This is a genomic window from Intrasporangium sp. (assembly GCF_030452765.1).
Classification (GTDB): domain Bacteria; phylum Actinomycetota; class Actinomycetes; order Actinomycetales; family Dermatophilaceae; genus Intrasporangium_A.
Genome location: NZ_JAKDLO010000293.1, coordinates 1 through 3,338 on the forward strand (window position 1 = coordinate 1; position 3,338 = coordinate 3,338).

Annotated in this window: 7 protein-coding genes; 1 reads left to right on the forward strand and 6 read right to left on the reverse strand. The window is 68.1% G+C overall.

The features are described 5' to 3' along the window. Positions 1 to 340 (reverse strand): hypothetical protein (locus L0H79_RS21535; protein ID WP_301486781.1); only part of this gene is annotated, 340 nt, incomplete at its 3' end. A 370-nt stretch (positions 341 to 710) separates the two neighbouring features. Between L0H79_RS21535 and L0H79_RS21540 the strand changes: the two genes are divergently transcribed. After that, a complete protein-coding gene (locus tag L0H79_RS21540) occupies positions 711 to 1,076 on the forward strand; it encodes a hypothetical protein (RefSeq protein ID WP_301486782.1) in 366 nt (121 codons plus the stop codon). Positions 1,077 to 1,128: 52 nt separating this feature from the next. On the opposite strand, the gene L0H79_RS21545 is transcribed toward L0H79_RS21540, so the two are convergent. From L0H79_RS21545 to L0H79_RS21565, 5 genes are read right to left on the reverse strand one after another with little or no spacing between them, the layout of a single operon-like run. Further along, positions 1,129 to 1,284: a hypothetical protein gene (locus L0H79_RS21545; protein WP_301486784.1), complete on the reverse strand. Its 156-nt coding sequence runs from the start codon at positions 1,282 to 1,284 to the stop codon at positions 1,129 to 1,131. Continuing rightward, positions 1,281 to 1,931 carry a hypothetical protein gene (locus tag L0H79_RS21550; RefSeq protein WP_301486785.1) on the reverse strand — a complete coding sequence of 217 codons (651 nt, stop codon included), beginning with the start codon at positions 1,929 to 1,931 and terminating at the stop codon, positions 1,281 to 1,283. The genes L0H79_RS21545 and L0H79_RS21550 overlap by 4 nt, the downstream gene beginning before the upstream one ends. After that, positions 1,928 to 2,677 (reverse strand): hypothetical protein, encoded by a 750-nt coding sequence (locus L0H79_RS21555; RefSeq protein WP_301486787.1) that lies wholly within the window; start codon positions 2,675 to 2,677, stop codon positions 1,928 to 1,930. The genes L0H79_RS21550 and L0H79_RS21555 overlap by 4 nt, the downstream gene beginning before the upstream one ends. After that, positions 2,674 to 2,961 (reverse strand): hypothetical protein, encoded by a 288-nt coding sequence (locus tag L0H79_RS21560; RefSeq protein ID WP_301486789.1) that lies wholly within the window; start codon positions 2,959 to 2,961, stop codon positions 2,674 to 2,676. The genes L0H79_RS21555 and L0H79_RS21560 overlap by 4 nt, the downstream gene beginning before the upstream one ends. A 35-nt stretch (positions 2,962 to 2,996) precedes the next feature. Continuing rightward, a complete protein-coding gene (locus L0H79_RS21565) occupies positions 2,997 to 3,245 on the reverse strand; it encodes a hypothetical protein (protein WP_301486790.1) in 249 nt (82 codons plus the stop codon). Positions 3,246 to 3,338 lie beyond the last annotated feature (93 nt).

Genomic DNA, 3,338 nt, shown 5'->3' on the forward strand with positions numbered 1-3,338 from the left:
GCGAGTCGTTCACGTCGCTGACGTCGATGTCGACGGCGACTGTTGCCCCCTTGGTCGCAGACAGGGCGTCGAGGGAGGGCAAGGCCGAGCGTAGGGCCCCGTTGGCGCGGGCCCGCAGCGACAGGGCGAACCGGCTGTCGAGCTTGCGCTCAGCCCCGGTGAGCGATGACTTGACCGTCTGGAGAGCGGCAACCTGGGCGGCGCTGTTGGCAGGCATCTGCCCCGGCTGGACGACCGGCCTGGCGACGGGCCGGTCAGGTGGCGACAGAGCGGCGGCGGTCAGTGGTGCTGACATGGCGGCTACCACGACGAAGGTCATGGCACCGCGGACGGAACGCATCTTGGTGAACCCCTGAGGCGCCGAACGGCGCTTGTTCGCATGCATGGGCTAGACATACACGAACATAAGCGACATTGCCTGCTGAAATCGCTCAATACCCATCAAATGGCTATCGGCGCACAGCGCTTGGCTGCCGTCTGCCAGGGAACCGGTACGTCGTGGTGGGGCAGCAGGGGCTTGAACCCTGGACCGACGGATTATGAGGTCTCTGCGCCATGAGCCCCTGACCTGCGGAAACGTGCCGATCGCGCTGCGATACAGGCGATCCGGGCACCCGTCATCCATCAACGTTCCCCGTCGTTACTTAACGTCCTGCGGACTGTCCGCGGACTGAGACCTCCAAGAAACCCCATCGTGAAAGGCCACCATCATGAGCACCATCCACGCCGACATTTTCGGCACCACCGCCAACCCCTGCCCCACCTGGTGCGAGCTGGGCGCCGGCCACGGATACGACACCAACGACCACGAGGCCGAGTACCGCTTCCACGAACGCTCACTCGGCGACATCAACGAACCCATCCGCGACGGCGGGCGACTGTCCGTGCACGTCGGCATCGTCGCCTCCGAGTCGTTGACGCTCGACGAGAGCGGCACGGCCGTCTCCGTGACCCCGGCCTGCATCGTGCTCGACGCACCGGACAGTCGTCTCACGTCAAGCCAGGCCGTCGAGGCCGCACGGCTACTGCTGGCCGCTGCCGAGCGACTGGATGCGATCACCCTCGAAGAGCAGTAGGCAACGCAGAGAGGCCCCCACACCATCACTCGGTGTGGGGCCTCTCGCCGTCTCAGGCAGCCCCTGGCGGCTCATTCTCGGGGGTCCGGACTGTGGGCTCGTCCGGGACGACGGTCGGCGCCTCAGGCGCCAGGATCGGCTCGTCAGGGTAGGCGGTGTTGACCTGCGTACCGACCGGCTCGCCACGTACCGGCCGCGGGGGTGTCATCGCAGCCATAGCAGCGCCACATCCAAGTTGGCGAGGTTCGACGTCGACGAAGCCCACGTCCCGAAGCTCGACGACACCGAGCCCGTGAACGTCAGCGCCGACCCCGGCACGAGCCCGGTCAGCAGCCCGGTACGGAAGTCAGACCCGACCGCAGTGCCACCGTTCGCACCGACCGCGCCCGACCCCAACGGCCAACCGCCGACGTTGCCCGCGCTCGTGGAGCCCTGCACGTAGAGGAACTCCACTTTCGCGGTGTTGTTGTACGCCACCACGGCAGTCACGAGGTTGAGGATCAGCGCCCGGGTGTAACCGGCCGGCACCGTGATCGACACCGAGATGATGGTCTGCCACGCCACCTTCACGTTGAAGGTCTGCGTGTCCGCGTGAAGGTTCGCCGGCAGCACCGGGGACGCGAGGGCAGAGTTCGGGAGGTCATAGAGCGTGATGTCCTTGAACTCTGCCGTGCCTGCCCCACCGTTGAGGCTGAAACCTGAGGCCCCGGGCACGTAGTTGTCGCTGTCCAACCCTTGGAGCCCGTTCGGGCGGACACCCGTGCCAGTGAACGGTGACCCCTTTTGGACGAGCTGCCTCTCGATGGCCTCGAGGCGGCGCAGCAGCGACGGCACCGGGTGTGGAAGCTTGCTCACGACGCCACCTCAGCGGCGACGAAACCCGCCGACGCCTGCTCGCTCGCGAACCGCGACTCAAGCGCCGCCGACATCAACGACGTCGGGTCCGTGTTGGCCCCCATCACCTCGAGCTCGGCGTGACGCATCATCGGCTCGAGGCCAGCCCGCGCCACCTCCACCGCCTGCACGCTCTCGATCGCAGCCGCAGACAACCCGCCCACCGTCTCAGCGAGGCGGCGGTCACACGACCGGACCAAACCCGTCGTGTCCGGCTCAGGCCAGGCGGCCCCGTCGAGCCCCACCGGCCGGATGCTCGCGTTGTGAGCCCGGAGCCAGTCAGGGCCCCACTCCCGAACAGCCAACGCCACGTCCCGATCCGCGGTGGCCAGTACCTCCCGGATCGACCGGCCCGCGTCCAGCTGCATCCGAGCCCGGTCCCACGCCATCCCCAGCCGCTGCAGCCCCACCGCGTCATCCGGAACCCGAGGCGTGTGCAGCTCGGCCCAGGAACGCACGACAGCGCTATCCCGGTCCACCTCAGCCCGCAGGTCCCGCACAGCCCTCGACGCCCGCTCACGCGCCGCCTCGACCATCTCCTGACGCCTCGCACCCAAACCCTCAGGGCTCAGGTTCGCATCCCGGAACGACCGCGCTTCCATCGTCGCGTTCCGCAGACCCATCGTGATCGCCGACATGCGCGACCCCGCACTCTCCAGACGCTCCCGCGCACTCGTCGCGTTCAACCTCGACATCATCTCGGTCATTTCATTTCCTCCTTCAAGGGGAACTTTCCACGGCGGGCCATCAAGACGACAGCCCCATCCCGTGCAGACTCAATCGCAGCTCGCCCCTCCGGCGAGTCCTGCGCAACGCCATCCCTGCGCAACCCGCGCAAGGTCGACGTGATCCGGTCGTACTCCGGCGTGCCGACCTCGATCGCCACCACGCCCGGCCCGTGCGGATCACCATCAGGGCCAACCAGACCAGCCCCGATCGGCGCGTACGGATCGACGGGGGACGCGGGACGGGAGGACGCGGTACGTCCCATGCCGGTTTCCTTGTGACGTGCGCGCGCTGGCCGGGTCACCATCGGTGCCCCTTCCCCCAAAGCCAGGCGTTTCGGTTGCGGGCGGAGTGGGCGCGCTGGGTCGCGTTCCGCCAAGTTTTGGAGGTGCGATGCCAGGCGGGGGTGCCGATCTGCTCGGCGTCTACCAGTGCACGCAGGGCGGGCAGCTGGGCGGTCACCTCGGCCAGCTCGGTCTTGCGCAGTGCCTCCGCCTCGGCGAACGGCATGGCCAAGATCGCGTCGAGCTCGTCATCCCCGGTCGGCATGGTCCGCCTCCTCGACGGCAGGCGGGGCCGTGCGGTCACGGAGCCTGACGTAGTGCTCGGGCTGGTCGCGGTAGAGGCGGTTGCGGTACTCGC

Excerpts from the sequence above, each read along its gene's own strand:
- L0H79_RS21545 (WP_301486784.1), bottom strand. The coding sequence starts at position 1,284 with ATGACACCCCCGCGGCCGGTACGTGGCGAGCCGGTCGGTACGCAGGTC.
- L0H79_RS21540 (WP_301486782.1), top strand. The coding sequence starts at position 711 with ATGAGCACCATCCACGCCGACATTTTCGGCACCACCGCCAACCCCTGC.
- L0H79_RS21555 (WP_301486787.1), bottom strand. The coding sequence starts at position 2,677 with ATGACCGAGATGATGTCGAGGTTGAACGCGACGAGTGCGCGGGAGCGT.
- L0H79_RS21560 (WP_301486789.1), bottom strand. The coding sequence starts at position 2,961 with ATGGGACGTACCGCGTCCTCCCGTCCCGCGTCCCCCGTCGATCCGTAC.
- L0H79_RS21565 (WP_301486790.1), bottom strand. The coding sequence starts at position 3,245 with ATGCCGACCGGGGATGACGAGCTCGACGCGATCTTGGCCATGCCGTTC.